The sequence below is a fragment of the Streptomyces sp. BR123 genome (assembly GCF_013401435.1).
Taxonomy (GTDB): Bacteria; Actinomycetota; Actinomycetes; order Streptomycetales; family Streptomycetaceae; genus Streptomyces.
On sequence record NZ_JACBGN010000623.1, the window covers coordinates 1 to 1,079 of the forward strand.

The 1,079-nt window shown below is 81.4% G+C and carries 1 pseudogene; it reads left to right on the plus strand.

What is annotated here, in order from left to right:
* Positions 1-135 precede the first annotated feature (135 nt).
* Positions 136-1,079 (plus strand): annotated as a pseudogene (locus HYE82_RS36715) (hypothetical protein); the annotation flags it as partial.

Sequence of the window (1,079 nt, forward strand, 5' to 3'; positions counted from 1 at the left end):
CCCTCCGGGGACGGCCGGCCTGCGCACGAGCCCGCCGGTGCAGGCACCACAGCGGCGCACCCCGCCCCGGCAGCGACAGCGACAGCGACAGCGACAGCGACAGCGACAGCGACAGCGACAGCGGCACGGAGCGCAGTGGCGGGCGGGGACGGGGTGGCCGGCGCACCGGAGACTGCCGCGGGGGCGGCACGGCCCGGCGCCGTCGACGGGGACGCGTCAGCGGCCCGGCGCGCCCGGCGGCGGGACCGGCAGGTGTACCTGCGGAGCCACCCGCTGCTGTTCGGGCTGCTGGCCGCGACACGGCGCGGGCGCGGGGTGCGCCGGCTCGGGCGCACCGTGCTGGTCCACGACACGGCCGCCTACCGGGAGGCCCTGACGAGGCTCCCGCTCGACCGTACGGCCGCCGGCACCACGGGCGGCGCGGCGCGCGAGGCGCTGGCCGGGTCCGGCTCTCCCGGCGGCGTGCTGTTCGACCAGGAGGGCAGTGGGCACCGGGCGGACCGGCGCGCCCTCGCCGAGGCGCTCGGCGCGGCCGGGGTGGAGCAACTGCGAGCGGGGTGGCGGCCGTTGCTGGAGCAGCGGCTCGCGCCGCTCGCCGCGGGCGGCGAGGTGGACCTGGTGGCCCTGGCCCGCGAGCTGTCCGGGTCGGTGGTCTGCGGGCTGCTGGGCACGGACGCGGACCCGGCCACGCTGGCCCGCGCGGCCGCCGACGCGGCGGCCGCCTCGGTCCGCGACCACCTGCCGGGCCTCCCCCGCCCGGGCGCGGCAGCCACCGCCGCCCACGCGGCCCGCGCCCTGCGCGATCTGCTGACCGGAGGCAAGGCCGCGCCCGAAGCCGCAGCCCCTGCCCCTGCCGCTGCCGCTGCCGCTGCCGCTGCCGCTGCCGCGAGGGAGACCGCACGCCGCGGCACCGCCGCACACGCGCCCACGCCCACCCGCACGCACCCGGATCCACAACCGCCCCCGGTCGCCGCCACGGACACGGGCGCGGCGGGCCCGTACACAGACCCGGGCACAGACCCGGGCGCAGCCCCTGGCGCAGGACTGGCCACGGGCGCGGACGCCGGCAGGGGTGCGGG